Raw genomic sequence first — 20,275 nt, 5'->3', positions numbered from 1 at the left:
AGTAAATATTAGCTAATGCTAAACTAAAATAGTCTAAATGTGAACCATCTAATTTAGGGTTGACTAATGTAATGAGTTACGTACAATTTGAGGTAATTTAGTAACACCTAATGTAAAGGCGATATGAATCCAAACACAATTGATATCATGGAGATGAGGGAAAGTGCAGAGGAAGCATCGGATATTCTTAAGATCATGGCTCATCCGGTTCGACTAATGATCCTTTGCCAACTCACTCAAGGTGAAATTGGCGTTGGGGAGCTGCAAAGCAATTCTCTCCTCAGTCAGTCTGCATTTTCTCAGCATCTGACGGTATTACGTAAAAGCAATTTGATTAAGGGCCGTAAGGTGTCTCAACAAGTGTTTTACTCACTGGCTGACTCGCGCATCGAAGCTTTAATTCAGTGTTTCCACTCGGTCTTTTGTCGGAGGTAATCATGGCATTTGAGTCTTTTCCTTGGCTATCATTGATCGGGGGCGTGTTGCTGGGGCTGTCAGCAACTATGCTGTTGATGATTAATGGTAAAGTGGCGGGAATCAGTGGCATCGTCAACGGTGTGTTCTCACCAAAACGTAATGATCTTTTCTGGCGTCTGTTGTTTCTTATCGGCATGGTTTCGGGTGGGGCTCTAAGTGTAATGGTGATTGGTATCGAAATACCAAGCACCGAATCTATTTCCACTTTTGTTCTGGTAATAGCAGGTTTGCTGGTTGGGTTTGGGACTCGACTAAGCAACGGTTGCACCAGCGGGCACGGCATATGTGGTGTTGGTCGATTCTCCTTTCGTTCAATCGTCGCCACAGCCATTTTTATGGTAGTCGCGGCTCTGACTGTCTATATTCGCTAAGGTAATCGCTATGGGTAACGCTACTCTTCGAATCTCTGCATTAGTAAGTGGTCTGCTTTTTGGTATTGGTATGGCGCTGTCAGGTATGACAAATCCAGAGAATGTGATTGGTTTTTTAGATGTTACTGGAGCATGGAATCCAAGCTTAGTATTTGTAATGGGGGGCGCGTTACTCGTATTTGTTCCGGCCTATCACTTTTTGATAAAACCTCAAGCCAAAGCACTGTCCGGCGATGTGTTGTCTCTGCCTACGAAAGTGCAGCTGGACAGTAAGCTCATCTGCGGCGCAGCATTGTTTGGAGTTGGCTGGGGACTCGCAGGTATATGCCCAGGCCCTGCCATTACGAGTTTAGCGTTTGGTAATCTTGATATCGTTATCTTCATAGCATCTATGGTGTCGGGGTCCTTACTGGCTAAGTATGTGACTGCACCGAGCACCCAAATGATCTCGCAACACTGATAATAGGGCGCTCATAAGAGCGCCTTGTTAGTTAGTTGGGTGCTGATAGGGCAGTGGTCACTTAAATGTTGTTGGAGAACCAATGAAGTGGGAAAAACATCTTGATTGGTTTGAGCGGTGGTCAACCCGGGACTCACAACAATATGATCGATAAGGGAGCGAAACTGGTGCGTCTTATTCGGGTTCTTGCGTGAACGCACCTTACATGTTGCCGACGTGCCTTTTGTCGCCAGTACGGCTTGTGAAGAGTGAGAAATTACTTCCCATAACCAATCTCCGTTGTAACTGAGGTTGTGGTTGAAGTCGCCCAGTATGGCGTAGTTCTCTCCATGTCGCTCTCGTTCACTGATCCACTGGTTTAACGCTTTGCCCTGCGATTTGAGTATTTTGCAGTCCCGGTTGTTTTTATAGGCTCCGCTACAGCGAGCTTTTAGATGGACAGACAGGGCATGTATGGGTTGTGAGCCATTTGGGTTGAGTACAATGTAAGTGCCAAATCGGAGTTTACTGTTCTTTCTTTGATCGAGTTGAATGTCTGGCTTATCCGCCACCTCAATATCTTCTTTGACTGCAAATCCCGTAAATTGGTTGATCTCGTCAAACTGTTGCTCCATATAGGCGTCTGATGCACGGTCTGAGAAATATACGCGATAACCATCTCCAACCACTTTACGCAAAGCCTGTTGGTCGTTCACTTCTTGGAAAGCAAGTACATCACTATCGATTGTCGAAAAGTGCCCAGCGAGTGCCTGAAAATCTTGTTTGCTTCGCTGGGATTCTGAAAATTTGTCTGAAGGGTGAGATGTCAGCCACTCCAAATTCCATGCTGTGACTGTAAGGGAGGAGGAGGCAAAAGAAGCGGTTGAGGTCGTTATCAACAGGATAGCCAAAATCGCTTTGAATTTAGTGTTAGTCATACTCTATAAACTCTGTTCTCAGGTACAGCCTTTATTCTATAAGTCCTCAACAAAAAGCAAGTTAAAATCCAATAAAAATCACTTTTTTCATACATTTCTTTCAAGCTGAGATCACTGCCACTAAGATCGATTTGATCTTAATCTAGGGCCTAATTTTATTGATCGAAATCAATACACGAGCTTGGTTCATCTCGTTAAATACGCCACAACATATTGTGTCGATAGAATAAAAAATAACCCTATATAGTGTATTTGTGGATAAGTCTGTGAGTATGTAAAGGGTAAGGAGAGAAGGTGAAACCAATCGTAATCAAGCGTGACGGCTCTAGAGCTCCGTTTAGCAGGGATCGCATTCAGGCTGCTGTTGAAGCAGCGGCAGAGCATGTAGATAAAGAAATCGCTATATACGCGCTGAATGTCGCACTAGCGGTGGAGCTGCAGCTTAAAGATCACGATGAAGTTCATATAACGGAAGTTCAGACGTTGGTGGAAAATGAGTTAATACAAGGGCCTTATAAGTCACTCGCACGCTCGTACATCGAGTACCGCCATGATCGCGATATTGCACGAGAGAAGCAAAGCGCTTTGACTCGCGAGATCGAAGGGTTAATTGAAGAAAGCAATGTCGATCTGATTAACGAAAACGCGAATAAAGATGGCAAGGTTATCCCGACTCAGCGTGATTTATTGGCGGGGATTGTTGCTAAGCATTACGCTAAAACGCACATACTGCCACGCGATATTGTTCAGGCACATGAGCAAGGCGATATTCACTATCACGATTTGGACTACGCTCCGTTCTTTCCGATGTTTAACTGCATGTTAATCGATTTAAAAGGCATGTTGACCCATGGTTTCAAAATGGGGAATGCGGAGATAGATACGCCAAAATCGATTTCTACAGCAACTGCAGTTACCGCACAAATCATCGCTCAAGTTGCCAGCCATATATACGGCGGCACGACGATCAACCGTATTGACGAAGTGCTTGAACCTTATGTTATGGCCAGCTACGAAAAGCACCTTAACATTGCTCAGGAATGGGACATTCATGAACCTGAAGCGTTTGCACGCGCTCGCACTGAAAAAGAGTGTTATGACGCTTTTCAGTCTCTGGAATACGAAGTGAATACGCTGCATACCGCCAATGGTCAGACACCTTTTGTCACCTTCGGATTTGGCCTTGGTACCAGTTGGGCTTCTCGACTGATCCAACAGTCGATTCTTAAAAATCGCATCGCTGGATTAGGCAAAAACCGTAAAACGGCCGTATTCCCTAAGCTTGTTTTCGGGATCAAAGATGGTTTGAATCATAAAGCCGACGACCCTAACTATGACATCAAGAAGCTGGCACTTGAGTGTGCATCAAAACGTATGTACCCAGATATCCTTAACTACGAAAAAGTGGTTGAGGTAACGGGTTCATTCAAAACGCCAATGGGATGTCGTAGTTTCCTAGGAACCTACGAGGAGAATGGTGAGTTGATCCATGAAGGGCGCAATAATTTAGGCGTTGTTAGTCTCAATCTTCCTCGAATTGCGATTGAAGCAAAAGGTGACGAGGGCAAGTTTTATGAGATTTTGAATACGAAGTTAGAACTCGCACGCCGCGCTTTAGAGACACGCATTGCTAGGTTAGAGAATGTGAAAGCCCGTGTTGCACCCATTCTCTATATGGAAGGCGCTTGTGGCGTTCGCCTAAAGGCTGATGAGCCTATTGCTAACATTTTTAAACACGGCCGCGCGTCTATTTCTTTGGGTTACATAGGTGTTCATGAAACCATTAATGCTTTGTATGGCAATCAGACACATGTTTATGACAACTCAGAGCTTCGTCAGAAAGCGCTCGATATCATCAAGCACCTTAAAGATAAGGTAAACCAATGGGCCGAAGAGTCGGGTTATGGTTACAGTTTGTATGGCACACCTAGTGAAAACTTATGTAGCCGATTCTGCCGCATTGATACGAAAGAGTTTGGTGTATTGGAAGGTGTTACAGAGAAAGGTTACTACACGAACAGTTTCCATCTCGATGTAGAGAAAAAGGTCAACCCATACGACAAAATCGACTTTGAAATGCCTTACCCGCAGATCTCGAGTGGTGGTTTTATTTGTTACGGCGAATTTCCTAACATGCAGCGCAATGTGGAAGCGTTGGAAAACGTTTGGGACTATAGCTACAGCCGAGTTCCTTACTACGGTACCAATACACCAATCGATGAGTGTTATGAGTGTGGTTACAGCGGCGAATTTGACTGTACGAGCAAAGGGTTTACGTGTCCTAGCTGTGGTAATCACGACTCTACCAAAGTCTCTGTAACCCGCAGAGTGTGTGGTTATCTGGGCAGTCCTGATGCGAGGCCGTTCAACTTTGGTAAGCAAGAAGAAGTAAAGCGCCGAGTTAAGCATCTATAAAGCCAATGTGTGAATTCATTCGGTGATGAATATGGGGCGGGAAGTCACTTGCCCTTTATCATCAACACGAAAGCATTTTCTCAAATATCCAACATCGGAAAACGTCATGAACTACCACCAGTACTATCCTGTGGATGTGGTTAACGGGCCGGGTACGCGTTGTACTCTGTTTGTCTCTGGCTGCATACATCAGTGCCGTGGGTGTTATAACCAATCGACACAGCGACTCGACTCAGGGGTATTGTTTACTCAACAAGCGGAAGACCAGATTCTGCAGGACTTAAAAGATACCCGTATTAAGAGACGTGGGCTCTCGCTATCCGGTGGCGATCCACTCCATCCAGCCAATGTTACTGATGTTCTTCGGTTGGTAAAACGTGTACGCCAAGAGTGCCCAGACAAAGATATCTGGATGTGGACAGGTTATACGCTAGCCGAATTGACGGTAGAGCAACAAGAAGTGGTCGCACTAATTGATGTTTTAATTGACGGCAAGTTTGAGCAAGAGAAAAAGGATCTCAACCTAGAGTGGCGTGGTAGCTCCAATCAGATTATTCACCGATTCAAGATTTAGCTGTAACTCTTAGTGTTATATTCTGGCTGGTCTCTTGATGTTGCAAATATGTTAACAATAAAAGGTTTTTATCCTGTTTTGCTCTTAGGCACTAAAATTTTATTTCTGAATTAGGGGATTAAGTGATAAGTTGAACACCGTTACTTGAATTTCAAAGGGTTATGACTTTCATGTTCTCTCATTTACCAACACCTACACTGGATCCTATCCTTTCTTTATCAGTCGCTTACCGTAATGATCCTCGTCCTGACAAAGTGGATTTAGGTATCGGCGTCTACAAAAACAGTACTGGTGAAACACCAGTCATGAAAGCAATATCTCAAGCACAGGATATTGTGGTTGAAACGCAAAAAACGAAATCTTACGTTGGCTTGGCTGGCTGTGAAGAGTTCAACCAAAGTATGGTTGATTTGCTTCTGTCAGGTACTTCAGCCATGGAACGCGTTGCAGCCATCCAAACGCCGGGTGCCAGTGGTGCACTGCGTATGCTAGGCGACCTGATGAAAGTCGCTCAGCCTGAAACGACGGTTTGGATCTCAAACCCTAGCTACGTTAACCATCGTCCTGTTATGGAAGCTGCGGGTCTTAAAGTGAAGTTGTACAGCTACTTTAGCCCTGAAACCAAACAGGTTGATACAGCGCGAATGTTAGAAGAATTGTCTCAAGCGGGACCAAAAGATGTGGTCCTTCTGCACGGGTGTTGTCACAACCCAACTGGGGCTGACATCGACTTTTCTGCTTGGCAGGCGGTGACGGAGTTATCGCAGAAAAACGGGTTTACTCCATTTGTCGATATTGCATACCAAGGTTTTGGCGACGGACTGGAAGAAGATGCCAAAGGCTTACGTTTTATGGCTGATAACGTTGAAGAGATGTTGATTACCACGTCTTGTTCAAAGAACTTTGGTCTTTACCGTGAGCGTACGGGTGCTGCTATAGTGGTTGGCAAATCATTACAGGATGTTGGCAATGCAAAAGGTAAGCTGTTAACGCTCGCACGTGCTACTTACACAATGCCGCCAGATCACGGTGCGGCATTAGTCAAAACCATCCTGCAAAGCGAAGAGCTGACAGGCGTCTGGAAGCAGGAACTGAGCGAAATGCAGCAGCGCTTGCTCAATCTTCGTCAAACTTTGTGTAATGAATTGAGAAATACCCATAATACTTCACATTTCGATTTCATTGAAAGCCACAAAGGCATGTTTACTGTGCTAGGCTTTACTCAAGACCAAATGACGCAACTCCGTGAAGAATATGGTATTTATGGTGTTGGGGATGGTCGAATTAACATCGCAGGTCTGACTGAAAAAGATATTCCTTACGTAGCCGATGCGATAGTTAAAGTGTCTTAAGTTTCGCTTTAAGGCTCACACTGATGTGGGCCTTTTTTAAAGCGGTCGTATCTTGTTATTGAGTTAGGTGATCGAATGAACAAAACATGGAAGGTTCTAATTCCAGTTATGCTAAGTGGTGGTTTGATGGCATGTTCAACGACAGGCCAACAGCCAGCAGAGCCAGAGCAGAAGCCACAGATTGAAGAGCCTAAAGTAGAGCAGCCAGAAAGAGAAGTAGAGAAAGAAACTGAGCCGGAACCCGAACCGGAAGTGAAGCCAGAAGAAAAACCAAAACCTAAGCCAAAACCGCAACCAAAGAAAACATCAGATGGAAAACTGATTCTTGGTGAGCAAGAATGGGTTTACGTTCCAGGACTTGAAGAGAATTTCAAAGCTCGTATTGATACTGGTGCGACAACCTCATCGATCAGCGCTACAGACGTGGTCGAGTTCGAACGTGATGGCAAAGATTGGGTTAAGTTCAAAATTGAGCATGATGGGGTTAAGAGTAAAGAGATTGCTCTTCCCGTTGAACGTTGGGTTAAGATTCGCCAGTCTAGTGCGGAAAAATCAGAGCGTCGTGCTGTAGTCGAATCATGGATTCAAATTGGTGATCTGAAAGAGAAAACAGAATTCACGCTTGCAGACCGCACTCATTTGAAGTTTCCATTACTCCTCGGGCGCAGCTTCTTTAAAGATGTCGCGGTGGTTGATGTGAGTAAGAAGTTTGTTCAGAAAAAGCATAAATAGCCATTAAATCATTGAGCAAAACGGCACCTTTAACAAGGTGCCGTTTTTTATTGTTTTACATTTCGTTTTTTGAAGGCGAGCAAGAACTTAAATGCATATTCGGTTACCCTTCGCGGGTTCTTACAATCTTGAATCGGCTTCAGACATTTCAAATCTAAAAACATAAGCGTCTGAGCTAGAACGCCGATGAAGTCAGCTTAATCCAAGGAGCCCCCAATGAAGCATTTATCGATGGCAGTAGTCATCAGAGATGGAAAAGTTCTGATTCAGGAGCGTCACCGAAATACTCAAGGTATGATCATGGAATTTCCCGGCGGTGAAGTGGACAGCAATGAGTCTGGTACAGATGCCGCCATCAGAGAGCTGCATGAAGAGACTCACTTGAGTGGACTATCTCACGTCGCCACGTATAGCGATATTAATGAGTATGGTGGAAGAATTTACTACGTTGTTCTTCATGCAGGTGAATCAGCGCAACCTATCGCTCATTCTGAAGAAAGGCAGCAAATCTACCACTGGATGACAGCAGATGAGATTCCAACGCACGATTTTTATAAGGCTGATGTTAACTTTATTCAGCAACATTTAAACAAGCATCTTTGCAGAGAGTTAAAAGAGCTTGCATAGAAAAAAGGCCAATCACGAATGATTGGCCTTTTTGGTTATTGGATTTCCAACAACTCGACATCAAATATTAGCGTTGACGCTGGTGGAATTGGGCCACTTCCACCTTTGCCATAGGCTAGAGGGCTAGGAATGAACAAGCGGAACTTGTCACCTTCAACCATGTAGGTTAGGCCTTCTTGCCAACCTTTGATCACTTGGTTGAGAGCGAATGAAATCGGTTCACCACGCTCAACAGAGCTGTCGAACACAGTGCCATCGATTAGCGTACCGTGATAATGCACCTTCACTTTGCTCTTCGCGGTTGGATTTACTGTGCCAGTGCCTTTGTTTAGCACAAGGTATTGCAGGCCACTTTCCGTTGTTACCACACCTTCTTTTTCGCCATTCTCAAGAAGAAATGCTTGGCCTGCTGCAAAGTTTTGCTCGCCCGCTTTGCTGGTAACCATAGTGCGATAAATCATAAAGCCAGCTAGCACTAAAACGACGATTGGGATGATTATTTTAGACATGAGTCCTTTCCGTTTTTACTTAGGGTTGTTTTTAGTTAAATAGTTAATGGTCTTGGCGATGTCTTCAACATCTTTGTGACCGGATGTCAGCACCATATATTTACCGTTTACGATAAAGGTTGGAACTGAATTAATTTGACCTTTTTCAGTGATGTCTTCAGCGACTTGCATCGCTCTGAATAACTGTTTTTGCTGATCTTCTTTGAGTTCGTAAGGGCTGATTAGTCCGCGAGAATGGAAGGCATCATCGATGGCTTGCTTTTTCTCGGCCATTGTTGCGCCGTCGCCCATTTGAGCCGCGGTAAACAATTCATCCATCATTGATGGTTCTGGCTTTTTGCCCAATTGCATTTCGGCGGTGTAATAGATCATGGCGCCAACTTGTGCACTTTCGTTAAACGTCACGTGGATCTTGCCAATGTTTTGCTTGGTGAGCTCTTCCAATTGAGGCAAAACTGATTCCATCTTTTTACAGTGGCCACAATTGAGTGAGAAAACTTCAGTCACTTGAGGTAAGCGAAAGGTCGATAAGTTGACAGGAAGTTTTTGGAATTGCTTACCTTCCTGTGGGACATCGCTATCTGCACAACCAGCCAAGAGAGCGGCAAATGCGATGGTCAGTAAGGTCATTATCTTTTTCATAGTGTGTTCTCTTTATTATCGCTGTTCACGCTGTGTTTTCAGCGAGATCACGGTAGGCGGATTTTACTCTTTCACGGCTAGTAACTAAATAGCAAACCGCGCGAAATGCTTATTAAATCATTTCAGAACGTTAAGTCGTCAACAGGCGATAAGCAAAGGGTTAAATTATAATTAAAGTATTCCAGAAGTTGCCGATATAAATGATGTATCGAAACGGAAACGAATGGTGGATCAATGAAATATCTTGCCTTACCTTTGCTCTTGCTCCTCACTGGTTGTGGCAATCTGGCTAAAGAAATGAGTTATCTAACGGATGACATGCTAGAGACTGCGCCAAAAACAGATTTCGAAGTACGATACCCGAATTGGGGTGACGCGCCTCAACTGGCTTCGTCTGGTGTGAAAGGACCAATGGGGCAGATGCGCACCACGAGCTACAGTGATTTGCAAAGTTTCCTATTGAAAAATGGTGTGGACTACGAGGTACTGCCGGGTAATCACATCATGGTTAAGTTAACCGATACAATCAAATTCAATACGGGTTCGTCAATGGTGAAACCGGACTCTATGTATTGGCTGGACATGATGGGCCGATACTTAGCAACACAGCCAGGAATTGATATTGTGATTGATGGGCACGCAGACAGTACTGGAGCGCCGACTTTTAATGACTCACTTTCAATGAAACGCGCCAAAGCTGTGAAAAAACAACTGGTTAGCAATAATGTGGCAATGAATTCTATCTACACACGCGGCTACGGTGAATATGTGCCAGCATGTTCAAACACAACCAGCGCCGGAAAAGCTTGTAACAGACGAGTAGAAGTCCTGTTTATCGTTTCGAATAACTGACCAAAAATTAGCGTAACTCAAAAGCCAAAGCTAGACTCTTCAAATACAACCTGATGTCGTTTCTTCGGGTTGTATTTAGCCATTTAGTGTAGCGGAGAGTTTATGCTCCATCAGTCTGAGTTTTTATCAAAGCCCCTTGGCGTATTTTTTGCCCACTTACTTTTTATCGTCTCTCCAATGTCAGCATCTGCGATGACTCTTACCATTGCCGTTGGTGGTGAGTATCCTCCATATCACTCTAAACAATTGCCTGGTTATGGTATTAACGCCCAAATTGTTACTGCTGCATTTAAAACTCAAAATGTAGAAGTAAAGTATGTCCACTTGCCAACTTGGAAAGAGGCATTTGATTTCGCAGCGCAGGGGAAGGCTGATGCAACAGCGTTATGGGAGCTGAATGAGGAGTACCAAGAGTCATTTCTGATAAGTGATGTTGTGTATAAGATAAACGCGCATTTCTTCTACAAAGTAGACAAGACATTCGACTGGGATAGCGTGGAAGACCTGGAAGGTTTGAAGGTGAGCGCTTTGATTGGTGGCTATTACGGTGAACCGTTTGAAAAAGCGGAGCAAAGTGGAACATTGGTCGTTGAACGAGTGCATGATGAAGCTGAAAACATCAAGAAACTGCTCGCAGGGACTATTGATGTGTCACCACTGTACATTACGCACGTCAACTATGTACTTAAAAGTGAAGGGCTAGAGTCGGAAAGAGAGCTTCTGGCTTACCACCCTAGGCCTCTTTTTGTGAATACACTGCACCTGTTGCTGCCCAATCAAAATCCTGAAAGCGTACAGAACTTGATGACTTTCAATGAAGGTCTGAAAGTCATCAAAAAGAGTGGCAATCTACAATCTATCCTCAACGCACATCTCAATTATTGACGTACCCTCAGTGCGACAAGCTAATGGGCTATGGCCATTGCCAGTAATGTGACTGGATGGATAGTCTCTAGGTGTGTGTTCTCTTCGATTTGCCATTTGCAGGTTTCGCAATCAGTAATAGCAAAGTCTGCTTCGGCTGATTTGATCGACTCAAATAGATGATGGCCAATTTTCATGGAAACATCATAGTTTTCTTCTTTAAAACCATAGGTTCCTGCCAGACCACAGCATTCACTATCAAGGACGATTAATTCCAATCCAGGTATTTGTTTTAGCACTTCCAAAGTGAATATGACATTACCACTTCGTTCAAGATGGCAAGGTGTGTGGTATACGACCCGTTTGTTGAGCGGTTTCATATTCAACGTATTACCATTCATAAACTCCTTTAAAAGGAACTTAGTGATGTATTCAATACGATGGCTGACATGATCATTTTCAACGCCCAAAACATGCGGGTATTCCTGCTTGAGCGTAAATGAGCAAGTTGAAGACGTTGAAAGCACTGTATGACCCCGCTCAATAACGGCCTCTTCTATATTTTTAATGTTTAGTTCTGCATTGCGACGAGCCTTACTATGAAAGCCGTTCGCAATCAGTGGGACACCACAGCACTTTTCCTTTTCCAATAGTTGCACGCCGATGCCTAGTGCGTTGAGAACTTTGATCAGATCCTTTCCAAGTTGAGGGTGGTTGTAATTGACAAAGCAGCCGTTAAAGTAGCTGATTTGACGAGGATAGCCTGCTTGATCCGACACCTGTTTTTTGTACCAGCGACGAAATGTTCCGTGTGAGTATTTGGGTAACGATTTGTGATCGTGAATACCCACTGCTTTATGCATGATTTTTTTGACAGGCTTGTTGTCCGTTACTCTATTGATTATGGGGGCAACAGGGGTAGCCAAATTCCCGAAAAGATCGGTATGACTGAGGACAAAATCTCTAATGAGTTTCGGGCTCAAAGTTTTCTTCGCGTATTTTCCTCTTGCCACGGCAATAATGTCACCAATGTTGACGCCAGAAGGACAAGCCGTTTCGCAGCGTTTGCAGTTGGTACATAGCTTTAATGCTTCATCATAATAGTCGGCGTTTTTAATCCGCAGTCGCTCTCCATCTGGCCCAGATTGCTTAGGGCCGGGGTAGAGCGGGTTTGCTTTGGCTACTGGGCAGTAAACAGTACAAACGGTGCACTTAATGCAATGATCAAAACTGGTGACCTGAGGAGCGTGATCAGCAAAATAGGTGGTCATACTAAGGCCTCCTCTGACGTTATGGCATGGACAATATTACTTGCTACATGGAAAGCGGTTGCGATGGCAACACCGCCTCCACAGCCTTGTTGTATAGGATCGTAATGAGATAATACTGAACCGCAGCAGTGTAAGTTACGAACCGTTTGACCATTTAGAGTCGGGTTAAAGTGGTCATCAGTGACCACACCAAATTGCATAAATGGGTGTGAAGATTGGCTGAAAAAGTCTTTATCTCGCCACTGGCGTCTGTCTTGATGATAATGTACATCTAAGTCGAATATTGGTTCGACAACCCGATTCGATTCAGCAACCAGACCATGACTAAAGTAACTCCCTGAAGCGAGCACGTAGTGTTTGGCGATGAGCGAAAAGCCTTCTAAGTTGGCTGTCTGTATTGAGCGAATGGCCTTTTTATCCTCGTGCCAGTGTGCGGAAATAACTTTGTCACCTTTGAGTTGCACTCCACCCATTTTGGTAAACATGCCTTGTAATGCTTCTTCTAGCCTAATTCCTAACAAGGAAGGTGGCATTGTTGGCACTTCATGGAAACGAAGTTGGGTCTCGCTTTGTAATCTTTCCATCAGCGTAAGGCCGTCGCCATTTCCCATGATAGCAGGGAGAATGACAAGGTCATCCACCGTCGCTCCTGCGCTTAACTGATGTACAAGGCTCGAAAATGCTTTGGGTTGTTTTAGTATTCGGGCGATATCGATGGAACGCAGTTCATTTGGATTCTGTCGTAGAGAATCAAATCCGGGAATACGAACCGACAATATTTTCTTTTCGACCTGACTAAATTCTTCAATTTGGTTCAAGTTATCGAAAGCTAGTTGAGGTTGAAAATCACGAAACCCGTCAATAGAGACTAAAACGAGTCTCTCGAGTGACGAATGGGGAAGCAATTGATGGACAAATGGTTGCGACAACCATGTGGGTTTGAGTGTCCCCAAAGGTGTTATTCGATGGTGATTATGACCATTTTTGCTTGATGAGAGCGAAACCCCAGCCTGATTAAGTAGAGTCTGAAACCATAACATTGCACGTTTCACCTCAGAAACAGATAGCTTGCTATAAGGGTGCTCAGGTGAAAGCTTTTTGAGAGCAGCAACACCTTCAAAAGGGTCTGTCACTTCCAAGCCATTTGGCAGGTTTCCAAGTACATCAATTGAGCCTGAGGAGAAGTGCAGGGAGCTATGGCCTTGATTAATCAAGACCGTTTTCAACCCAGATTCCAAACATTTTAAAGCTGAGCAGTAACCGGCTATTCCGCCTCCTATAATAGCAACATCGTACTTCATCTGGGGTCCTCCTTAGTTTCGTTGTGAGGAAGTATTTGAGCAGCACCAAACAAACCTTCGTAAATCCAATGGCTAAATTCAGCCTCTCTAAGCGCATCGCCCCAGAAGATGGGCTTAATACCCTTCCATCTTTCTTCAAGGAATTCATTGAGAAGCTGACTACACTGATTACCACTATGGTTGGCGTACTGGTTAAACAAACTTGCAGCGCGATAACTGCAAAGCTCTCCCTGACAAGGCCCCATTCCAAGACGAGTGCGGCGACGCAAATCGACCAGAGTGTGCACATTGAGTTGTTTAATCGCGTATTCAATTTCTCCTGCTGTGACCATTTCACATTCACAAATAACTGCTTGCTTTTCTGTACTTTCATCCAGAAAGTCAGTAACACGTTCACCATGTCGGTAATGCGCTGATTCGTAGACAGGTTTTACGATACTGGCTGTTTTCTTTGGCTTGTTCACTGGTTTGTTTGAGCCGGGAAGAGGCTTGATGTGTGTGGTGCATGGCTCGTTAACAGATAGCTTCTCGGCTAACAAATCTGTCGCCCATTCAGCCATTAGGCGGTAGGTCATGAGTTTGCCGCCAGTAATGGTAGTGAAGCCTTTCAGGCCATCTCGCTTTTCGTGATCAAGTAATACGATGCCTCGGCTGATGTTGCGTCCGCTGCCGTCATCGTCGACTGAAACCAATGGTCGTACACCTGCATACGCGCGGAGTACTCGAGTATTAGCCATAATAGGCGCGAGCTTAGCGCCTTCTCTCAGCAACACGTCGACTTCTCGCTCGGTAACATGCAGGTCATCGATTTGATCGTAATCGATATGCTCTGATGTAGTACCAATGAGAGAAATTGTGTCACCGGGAACCAATATATCGGCGTCTGAAGGTTTTCGGCAGCGATTGATTACGAGATTGTTGATTCGATAATCGAGTATGAGTAACGAGCCTTTTGCCGGGAACATCTTGATGCTGAGATCGGCATACTCGCAAATGTTTTGTCCCCATATACCAGCGGCGTTGATGACTTGCTTGGCAAATATCTGAAAGGGTTCGTTCCGCATAGTGTTGTAGCAGTTAACGCCGAGGACGGTGTCTTTATGACGTATTAAGGAGGTGACTCTGGTTTTATTGAATAGACGCGCTCCGTGCTCACTGGCATCTAAAACATTAGACGCGCATAAACGAAATGGATCTAATGTGCCATCGGGGACTTGGACCGCGCCTAATAGGTTAGGGTTGGTGTTGGGCTCAAGAGCAAGTGTTTGTTTTGCTGTTAACCGCTTTGTTTCGATCCCTGCTTCACTGCATGCGCTTATAAAGGTGTCCTGAAATTTAATATCGTCTTCAGGCAAAGTAATAAAGAGTCCTGTTGTCTCTTCTACACAATGACTCGCGATTGACTTTAGTATGCGGTTTTCTTGAATACACTCTTTTGCTGACTCTTTGTCTGTGACGGCGTAACGAGCGCCTGAGTGAAGTAAGCCATGATTACGTCCTGTTGTTCCTGACGCAATGTCATCTTGTTCTAGCAGAACGCAGTTGATTCCACGTAATGCGCAGTCTCGCATGATTCCTGTGCCTGTTGCGCCCCCACCGATAATGACTACATCAGTTTCGAACCGTTTAACCATAGTAAAGTTGGCCTTTGGTGAAATATCCATAATTATAATGTGCCATTAATTTCATTTTGTTTTCGATATCTTGTTCACAAATGAGCGAACGAGTATTTAATGGTTATTGTGTTACTAGTAAACAATCAGGTTTGTTTTCAATTAGCCAAAATACGGGCAGGCGTACACTGTTTAAACTGTCAAAAAGTATACGTAACAATAGCTCAACATATGTCGGGGTAGTAATTAGAGTAAATACACCTGTTTTTATTAAAGGCCTGGCGGGCATAAGTCTTAGCGGGTAAGCGTTCAGATTATATGAGAATAGTGTTAATAGTTAATCTGAAAGTGAAGATCAAAAAATTGATTTAATTAACAAAATAGAGAACATAAAAATAACAAAATGTGCTCGAACGCTCATTAATGGGGAGTGAAAGTTTAATCTCACGCTCATGTATGCAAAATACAATGCGCAATCAATAAAAAAACTAAATTGCACATATTAATGTAAACAAGGACTCTTACTATGACTAATAGAAAACCAACCTTACTTGGTGAATGTATCGCTGAGTTTATAGGTACTGGACTGTTGATATTCTTTGGCGTTGGCTGTGTAGCCGCTTTAGTACTGGCGGGCGCTCAGTTTGGGCAATGGGAAATCAGTATTGTCTGGGGCTTTGGGGTTGCGATTGCTATCTACTGTACAGCAGGTGTGTCAGGAGCGCACATTAACCCGGCTGTGACGATTGCATTGGCTGCTTTTCATGGATTTGATAAAGCAAAGGTTGTTCCATACATCATCGCTCAAATGTTAGGCGCTTTTTGTTCAGCTGCATTGGTATACAGTCTGTACAGCAATTTGTTCGTCGATTACGAAATTGCACATGGTTTTGCTCGCAGCAGCCAAGATGCACTGGCCACGGCAGGAATCTTTTCTACATACCCTCATGCGTCGTTGTCATTTGCAGGAGCGCTAGCAGTTGAGTTTGTTATCACAGCAGTTCTGATGTTTGCTATTTTGGCGCTCGGTGATGAAAACAACGGTGCTGCACGCGGTGCAATGAACCCTCTACTTATCGGTGTTTTGATTGCTGTGATTGGTGGTTCTCTTGGTCCACTAACAGGTTTCGCAATGAACCCTGCACGTGACTTTGCTCCTAAGTTGTTTGCATACCTTGCAGGTTGGGATTATGCGCTCTCAGGTGCTAAAGACATTCCATACTTTATTGTTCCTATTTTAGGTCCGATTGCTGGCGCATGTTTTGGCGCTTGGGCTTACCCGAAATTTATCGCTCAATACCTACCGAATACAGGTACAGGTTGCACGATTCCAAATCAGTGTGAAGACACTGAAGAGAATCAAGAAGCGCATGTTTAATACTAAAATTACTAATAGAAATATAGAAACGAAAAGGAAATGATCATGACTGAGCAAAAATACATAGTCGCGCTAGATCAGGGCACCACAAGTTCAAGAGCGGTTGTACTAGACCACGACGCAAATATTGTTAGCGTTTCTCAGCGTGAGTTCACTCAAATTTACCCAGAAGCGGGTTGGGTAGAGCATGATCCAATGGAAATCTATGCAACACAAAGCTCAGTGTTGGTGGAAGCATTGGGTAAATCAGGTATTCGTAGCGACGAAGTGGCCGGCATTGGTATTACAAACCAACGTGAAACAACCATTGTTTGGAACAAAGAAACAGGCAAACCAATTTATAACGCGATTGTTTGGCAATGTCGTCGTACTGCTGCAATCTGTGAGGATCTCAAACAGCGCAATTTAGAAGAGTATATTCAAGAAAATACAGGTCTAGTTTTGGACCCTTACTTCTCCGGTACCAAAATCAAATGGATTTTGGACAACGTTGAAGGTGCACGTGAAGATGCTGCAGCTGGTAAGCTACTGTTTGGTACGGTTGATACTTGGCTGGTATGGAAGATGACTCAAGGTCGTGTTCACGTAACAGACTACACCAACGCGTCGCGTACGATGCTGTTCAATATCAATACACTTCAATGGGATGAGAAACTGCTCAAGGAAATGGACATTCCGTTGTCTATGATGCCTGAGGTGAAGAAATCATCAGAAGTGTACGGTCAAACGAACATTGGTGGTAAAGGGGGCACGCGTATCCCAATCGCTGGTATTGCGGGTGACCAACAAGCAGCACTGTACGGTCAGATGTGCGTCAACGCAGGTCAGGCGAAAAATACCTACGGTACGGGTTGTTTCCTTCTAATGAATACCGGTCAGGAAAAAGTGACCTCAAAGAATGGGCTTCTAACTACGCTTGCTTGTGGACCTGCGGGTGAACCAGCTTATGCATTGGAAGGTGCGGTCTTTATGGGAGGAGCATCGATTCAATGGCTGCGTGATGAAATGAAGCTTTTAGCAGACGCAAAAGATTCTGAATATTTTGCGACTAAAGTAGACACATCTAATGGCGTTTATGTAGTACCTGCCTTTACTGGTCTTGGTGCTCCGTACTGGGATGCATACGCACGTGGTACCATTGTTGGACTGACGCGCGGCGTAAACTCCAACCACATTATCCGTGCGACACTAGAAGGTATCGCTTACCAAACACGTGACGTCCTTGATGCAATGCAAGCAGACTCCGGAATTAAACTTGAAGCACTTCGTGTTGATGGCGGCGCGGTTGCGAACAACTTCTTGATGCAGTTCCAATCGGATGTTCTTGATACACAAGTACTTCGCCCTAAGGTCACAGAAGTTACGGCGTTGGGCGCTGCTTATCTTGCAGGCTTGGCAGTTGGTTTCTGGGATAGCTTAGATGAAGTGGCGGACAAAGCGGAAATCGACAAGACATTTGTTCCTCATCACGATGAAGAAAAGCGTAACCGACGCTACAAAGGTTGGAAGCGTGCCGTGAAGTGTGCTCAGGCTTGGGCAGACATGCACGACGAAGAGTGATATAAAAACGCCCCGGACATGTCCGGGGCGTTTTGATTCATTCAGCTAATTATTTGCTATGCAGCACTTTCTGCTTCAGTGCTCTTTTTTTCGCTTTGCATTTTCGCAAGGAAGTAAACATTAACGCATGCAATAAAGCCATTAGTCACAACGACTGGCCAAGCATCAATCATAAGACCGTAAGCAGTAAAAAGCGCACAACCAATGAAGTTCAGCACGCGCAGCTTAACAATGTCTTTCATGGTTAGAGAAATTGCTACCATGATAGATGCAGCGTAGCCTAGAATTTCAACCATATTCATATCCATAATTTGACCCTCTAAAAGTTTGCCGAACAGTGTCGGTACCAATTCTTCTCGCCTTGAGATAACTGAGGAAGCTCCATGCCTCGAATGGTCTGAATAATTATCTGTAGAAAATATAACAGGGCTAAATGTGTGATGAAAGCCCCAGTTTTGGGTTTGTAGAAGGTTAGCGATTACGCAAACGTTTAATGTAGTTTACTAATTTGTAATAACTAAAAATGTTGGCTGCTCTAACTGTCATTACTAAAAAAGCCCACATTTAGTAATGTGGGCTTGGTGTGCTACTAGTGATATCAACTACTTCTTTTTACCCTGAAGCACTTGTTTGTCTTCTTCCGTTAGCTCACGGATGCGACGACTAATATCACGACGTTCTTTCGAGATTTCTGCGCTCTTAATGATGTGGTCATCAACGCGATCTTCATAATCAGCTTTCATGTTTTTGATGATGCCGACGATCTCATCAGGCGTCATATCTGGCTTGATGTAGTCCATCAGGTTCTCAAGAAGATCGACGCGCTTACGGTTGTCACGAACCTTTTTTTCATTATCAAGCAGTTCACGCTTTAGCTTATTCTTACGACGGGCCTGAGCTACAATTTCAAATACACCACTCATAGGTTTCTTTCCTATATTTACTTACCTTTAACTGTCTTCGATTAAAACACAACATTCCTGCCGATAACAGTCTTAAGATCAATCATTACAAGGCGTTGACGATTTTATCACCAATCTACTTATTAGGTGATTGAGCAAGGGCTATAGTTCAGGATATGATTTCGCTATTGATATCAACTAACACCGCACCACTATGCGAACTTCTGACATTATTATCCCTAAAATTGAGCCTGCTGAAGTGCCCCAGCGTTCGAACAAAATCATCGAAGCTTACAGAAAAGAGCGTACTCGTCAGGAAGTGACGGAAGTCGAATTAAACCGTAGTAAAATCGTGATGATCGATGAAAACGGAAACATGAAAAAAGTTCCCATCCTTTCTGAACATTGATTTGGGAAGATTCAAATAAGGAAATAAAAATGAGCATAGAACTAAATCCTGTTGAAGCCCGTGTTATTGGCTGCCTGATTGAAAAAGAAGTCACTACACCTGATTACTACCCGTTAACTTTAAACAGCTTGACCAGCGCATGTAATCAGAAAAGCAACCGCGAGCCTGTTATGGCCTTAAGTGAATTGGATGTTCAAGAAGCAGTCGATAGCCTTATAGGGCGCAGGCTGGTTAGCGATGAAAGTGGATTTAATAGTCGTGCCAGCAAGTTTCAACATCGTTTTTGCAACACTGAATTTGGTGATTTGAAACTGACCAAGCAAGAGAAAGGTATTGTTTGCTGCATGCTTCTGCGCGGCGCTCAGACGCCGGGTGAATTGAGAACGCGTACGAATCGATTGGCCGAATTTTCAGATGTTAAAGAAGTAGAAGCAATATTGGAACGGCTGGCTGCACGTGAAGAAGGTGCATTGGTCGTGAAACTGCCGCGTGAAGCCGGTAAGCGTGAGTCACGTTATATGCATTTGTTTAGTGGTGACGTGGATGCAGAAGCTATGGCAGCGACAAGTGTTTCTTCTGTTCAGCCAGCTGTTAATAGTGATCGTGTCGAGGCGCTTGAACAAGAAGTGGCGATGCTAAAGTCGGAAATGGCAGAACTCCGTCAAATTGTTGAGCAACTAACCGCTTAATGTCTCAGCCAAAGCAAACTGCAACGTGTTCGGAATGGTACGTTTATCTTATCCGAACACGTTTGAATGCTCTGTATTGTGGTATCACTACAGATGTTGAGCGACGCTACTCTCAACATCAACTAGGTACCGGCGCCAAAGCGTTAAAGGGTAAAGGACCATTGACACTGGAATGGTCAGCTAAAGCGGGTCAAAATCGTTCAGTGGCTTCCCAAATAGAGTACCGCATCAAGAAGCTCACGAAATCTCAAAAGGAGCGTTTGATTTCAGGAAGCTCAACTTTGAGTGACTTTTTCGATATCGATCTACTCAATTAAATTCCCGTCATTTTCTGAAATTTGTATTAACCTTGATTATGAG

At 44.1% G+C, this 20,275-nt stretch carries 23 protein-coding genes; 15 read left to right on the top strand and 8 right to left on the bottom strand.

From position 1 onward, the window contains the following. Positions 1–123 precede the first annotated feature (123 nt). From IX95_RS15150 to IX95_RS15140, 3 genes are read left to right on the top strand one after another with little or no spacing between them, the layout of a single operon-like run. Positions 124–435, top strand: a complete 312-nt coding sequence (locus tag IX95_RS15150) for an ArsR/SmtB family transcription factor (RefSeq protein WP_038161470.1) — start codon at positions 124–126, stop codon at positions 433–435. Positions 436–437: 2 nt separating this feature from the next. Further along, entirely contained in the window at positions 438–848 is a 411-nt protein-coding gene (locus IX95_RS15145) for a YeeE/YedE family protein (protein ID WP_038161467.1), read from the top strand. Positions 849–858: 10 nt separating this feature from the next. Next, entirely contained in the window at positions 859–1,308 is a 450-nt protein-coding gene (locus IX95_RS15140; RefSeq protein ID WP_038161464.1) for a YeeE/YedE family protein, read from the top strand. Positions 1,309–1,319: 11 nt separating this feature from the next. Here the strand turns inward: IX95_RS15140 and IX95_RS15135 are convergent, their stop codons facing one another. Then, on the bottom strand, positions 1,320–2,225 hold the full coding sequence (locus IX95_RS15135) for an endonuclease/exonuclease/phosphatase family protein (RefSeq protein WP_038161461.1): 906 nt from the start codon (positions 2,223–2,225) through the stop codon (positions 1,320–1,322). A gap of 294 nt (positions 2,226–2,519) precedes the next feature. Here IX95_RS15135 and nrdD point away from each other — a divergent pair, with 294 nt between their 5' ends. From nrdD to IX95_RS15110, 5 genes are all read left to right on the top strand, one after another. Then, positions 2,520–4,640 (top strand): anaerobic ribonucleoside-triphosphate reductase, encoded by a 2,121-nt coding sequence (gene nrdD, locus IX95_RS15130; protein ID WP_038161457.1) that lies wholly within the window; start codon positions 2,520–2,522, stop codon positions 4,638–4,640. A gap of 106 nt (positions 4,641–4,746) precedes the next feature. Then, positions 4,747–5,214: an anaerobic ribonucleoside-triphosphate reductase-activating protein gene (nrdG, locus tag IX95_RS15125; protein ID WP_038161453.1), complete on the top strand. Its 468-nt coding sequence runs from the start codon at positions 4,747–4,749 to the stop codon at positions 5,212–5,214. A gap of 170 nt (positions 5,215–5,384) precedes the next feature. After that, positions 5,385–6,566 (top strand): amino acid aminotransferase, encoded by a 1,182-nt coding sequence (locus IX95_RS15120; RefSeq protein ID WP_038161450.1) that lies wholly within the window; start codon positions 5,385–5,387, stop codon positions 6,564–6,566. A 75-nt stretch (positions 6,567–6,641) separates the two neighbouring features. Next, complete coding sequence (locus tag IX95_RS15115; protein ID WP_038161447.1) at positions 6,642–7,298, top strand: ATP-dependent zinc protease family protein; 657 nt, start codon at positions 6,642–6,644, stop codon at positions 7,296–7,298. Positions 7,299–7,514: 216 nt separating this feature from the next. Then, entirely contained in the window at positions 7,515–7,925 is a 411-nt protein-coding gene (locus tag IX95_RS15110; protein ID WP_038161444.1) for an NUDIX hydrolase, read from the top strand. A gap of 35 nt (positions 7,926–7,960) precedes the next feature. On the opposite strand, the gene IX95_RS15105 is transcribed toward IX95_RS15110, so the two are convergent. Both IX95_RS15105 and IX95_RS15100 read right to left on the bottom strand, forming a co-directional pair. Next, positions 7,961–8,434 carry an FKBP-type peptidyl-prolyl cis-trans isomerase gene (locus IX95_RS15105; protein WP_019275886.1) on the bottom strand — a complete coding sequence of 158 codons (474 nt, stop codon included), beginning with the start codon at positions 8,432–8,434 and terminating at the stop codon, positions 7,961–7,963. Positions 8,435–8,449: 15 nt separating this feature from the next. Next, positions 8,450–9,076, bottom strand: coding sequence for a thiol:disulfide interchange protein DsbA/DsbL (locus IX95_RS15100; RefSeq protein ID WP_038161442.1), 627 nt, complete (start codon positions 9,074–9,076; stop codon positions 8,450–8,452). A 234-nt stretch (positions 9,077–9,310) separates the two neighbouring features. Here IX95_RS15100 and IX95_RS15095 point away from each other — a divergent pair, with 234 nt between their 5' ends. Together IX95_RS15095 and IX95_RS15090 are read left to right on the top strand one after the other, a co-directional pair. After that, a complete protein-coding gene (locus tag IX95_RS15095) occupies positions 9,311–9,928 on the top strand; it encodes an OmpA family protein (protein ID WP_021457580.1) in 618 nt (205 codons plus the stop codon). Positions 9,929–10,030: 102 nt separating this feature from the next. Then, positions 10,031–10,813, top strand: coding sequence for a substrate-binding periplasmic protein (locus IX95_RS15090; protein WP_038161439.1), 783 nt, complete (start codon positions 10,031–10,033; stop codon positions 10,811–10,813). A 20-nt stretch (positions 10,814–10,833) separates the two neighbouring features. Here the strand turns inward: IX95_RS15090 and glpC are convergent, their stop codons facing one another. From glpC to glpA, 3 genes are read right to left on the bottom strand one after another with little or no spacing between them, the layout of a single operon-like run. Beyond that, positions 10,834–12,063 (bottom strand): anaerobic glycerol-3-phosphate dehydrogenase subunit GlpC, encoded by a 1,230-nt coding sequence (gene glpC / locus IX95_RS15085; RefSeq protein ID WP_038161436.1) that lies wholly within the window; start codon positions 12,061–12,063, stop codon positions 10,834–10,836. Then, positions 12,060–13,364 (bottom strand): glycerol-3-phosphate dehydrogenase subunit GlpB, encoded by a 1,305-nt coding sequence (glpB, locus tag IX95_RS15080; RefSeq protein ID WP_038161433.1) that lies wholly within the window; start codon positions 13,362–13,364, stop codon positions 12,060–12,062. Before glpB ends, glpC begins: the two co-directional genes overlap by 4 nt. Further along, positions 13,361–15,028, bottom strand: coding sequence for an anaerobic glycerol-3-phosphate dehydrogenase subunit A (gene glpA, locus IX95_RS15075; RefSeq protein ID WP_051912574.1), 1,668 nt, complete (start codon positions 15,026–15,028; stop codon positions 13,361–13,363). The genes glpB and glpA overlap by 4 nt, the downstream gene beginning before the upstream one ends. Before the next feature lie 475 nt (positions 15,029–15,503). On the opposite strand from glpA, the gene IX95_RS15070 reads away from it, so the two are divergent. Both IX95_RS15070 and glpK read left to right on the top strand, forming a co-directional pair. Beyond that, positions 15,504–16,355, top strand: a complete 852-nt coding sequence (locus IX95_RS15070; RefSeq protein WP_006961086.1) for an MIP/aquaporin family protein — start codon at positions 15,504–15,506, stop codon at positions 16,353–16,355. Between the two features lie 45 nt (positions 16,356–16,400). After that, positions 16,401–17,915 (top strand): glycerol kinase GlpK, encoded by a 1,515-nt coding sequence (gene glpK, locus IX95_RS15065; protein WP_021458028.1) that lies wholly within the window; start codon positions 16,401–16,403, stop codon positions 17,913–17,915. A gap of 56 nt (positions 17,916–17,971) precedes the next feature. Here the strand turns inward: glpK and IX95_RS15060 are convergent, their stop codons facing one another. Together IX95_RS15060 and IX95_RS15055 are read right to left on the bottom strand one after the other, a co-directional pair. Continuing rightward, entirely contained in the window at positions 17,972–18,223 is a 252-nt protein-coding gene (locus tag IX95_RS15060) for a YgjV family protein (RefSeq protein ID WP_029236068.1), read from the bottom strand. Between the two features lie 294 nt (positions 18,224–18,517). Further along, entirely contained in the window at positions 18,518–18,838 is a 321-nt protein-coding gene (locus IX95_RS15055; RefSeq protein ID WP_006961083.1) for a DUF496 family protein, read from the bottom strand. A 193-nt stretch (positions 18,839–19,031) separates the two neighbouring features. Between IX95_RS15055 and IX95_RS15050 the strand changes: the two genes are divergently transcribed. The 3 genes from IX95_RS15050 to IX95_RS15040 are packed head-to-tail and all read left to right on the top strand — an operon-like array spanning position 19,032 to position 20,232. Further along, positions 19,032–19,226, top strand: a complete 195-nt coding sequence (locus IX95_RS15050; protein WP_038161429.1) for a hypothetical protein — start codon at positions 19,032–19,034, stop codon at positions 19,224–19,226. 29 nt (positions 19,227–19,255) lie between these two features. Further along, a complete protein-coding gene (locus IX95_RS15045; protein WP_038161427.1) occupies positions 19,256–19,915 on the top strand; it encodes a YceH family protein in 660 nt (219 codons plus the stop codon). Continuing rightward, a complete protein-coding gene (locus IX95_RS15040; RefSeq protein ID WP_038161424.1) occupies positions 19,915–20,232 on the top strand; it encodes a GIY-YIG nuclease family protein in 318 nt (105 codons plus the stop codon). The genes IX95_RS15045 and IX95_RS15040 overlap by 1 nt, the downstream gene beginning before the upstream one ends. Positions 20,233–20,275: the final 43 nt, after the last annotated feature.

Origin of the sequence: Vibrio sp. B183 (assembly GCF_000740665.1) — a bacterium.
In the GTDB taxonomy this organism is placed as follows: domain Bacteria; phylum Pseudomonadota; class Gammaproteobacteria; order Enterobacterales; family Vibrionaceae; genus Vibrio; species Vibrio coralliilyticus.
The sequence above is the reverse complement of the archived record's forward strand: the minus strand, read 5'-3'. Positions and strand labels throughout refer to the sequence as shown.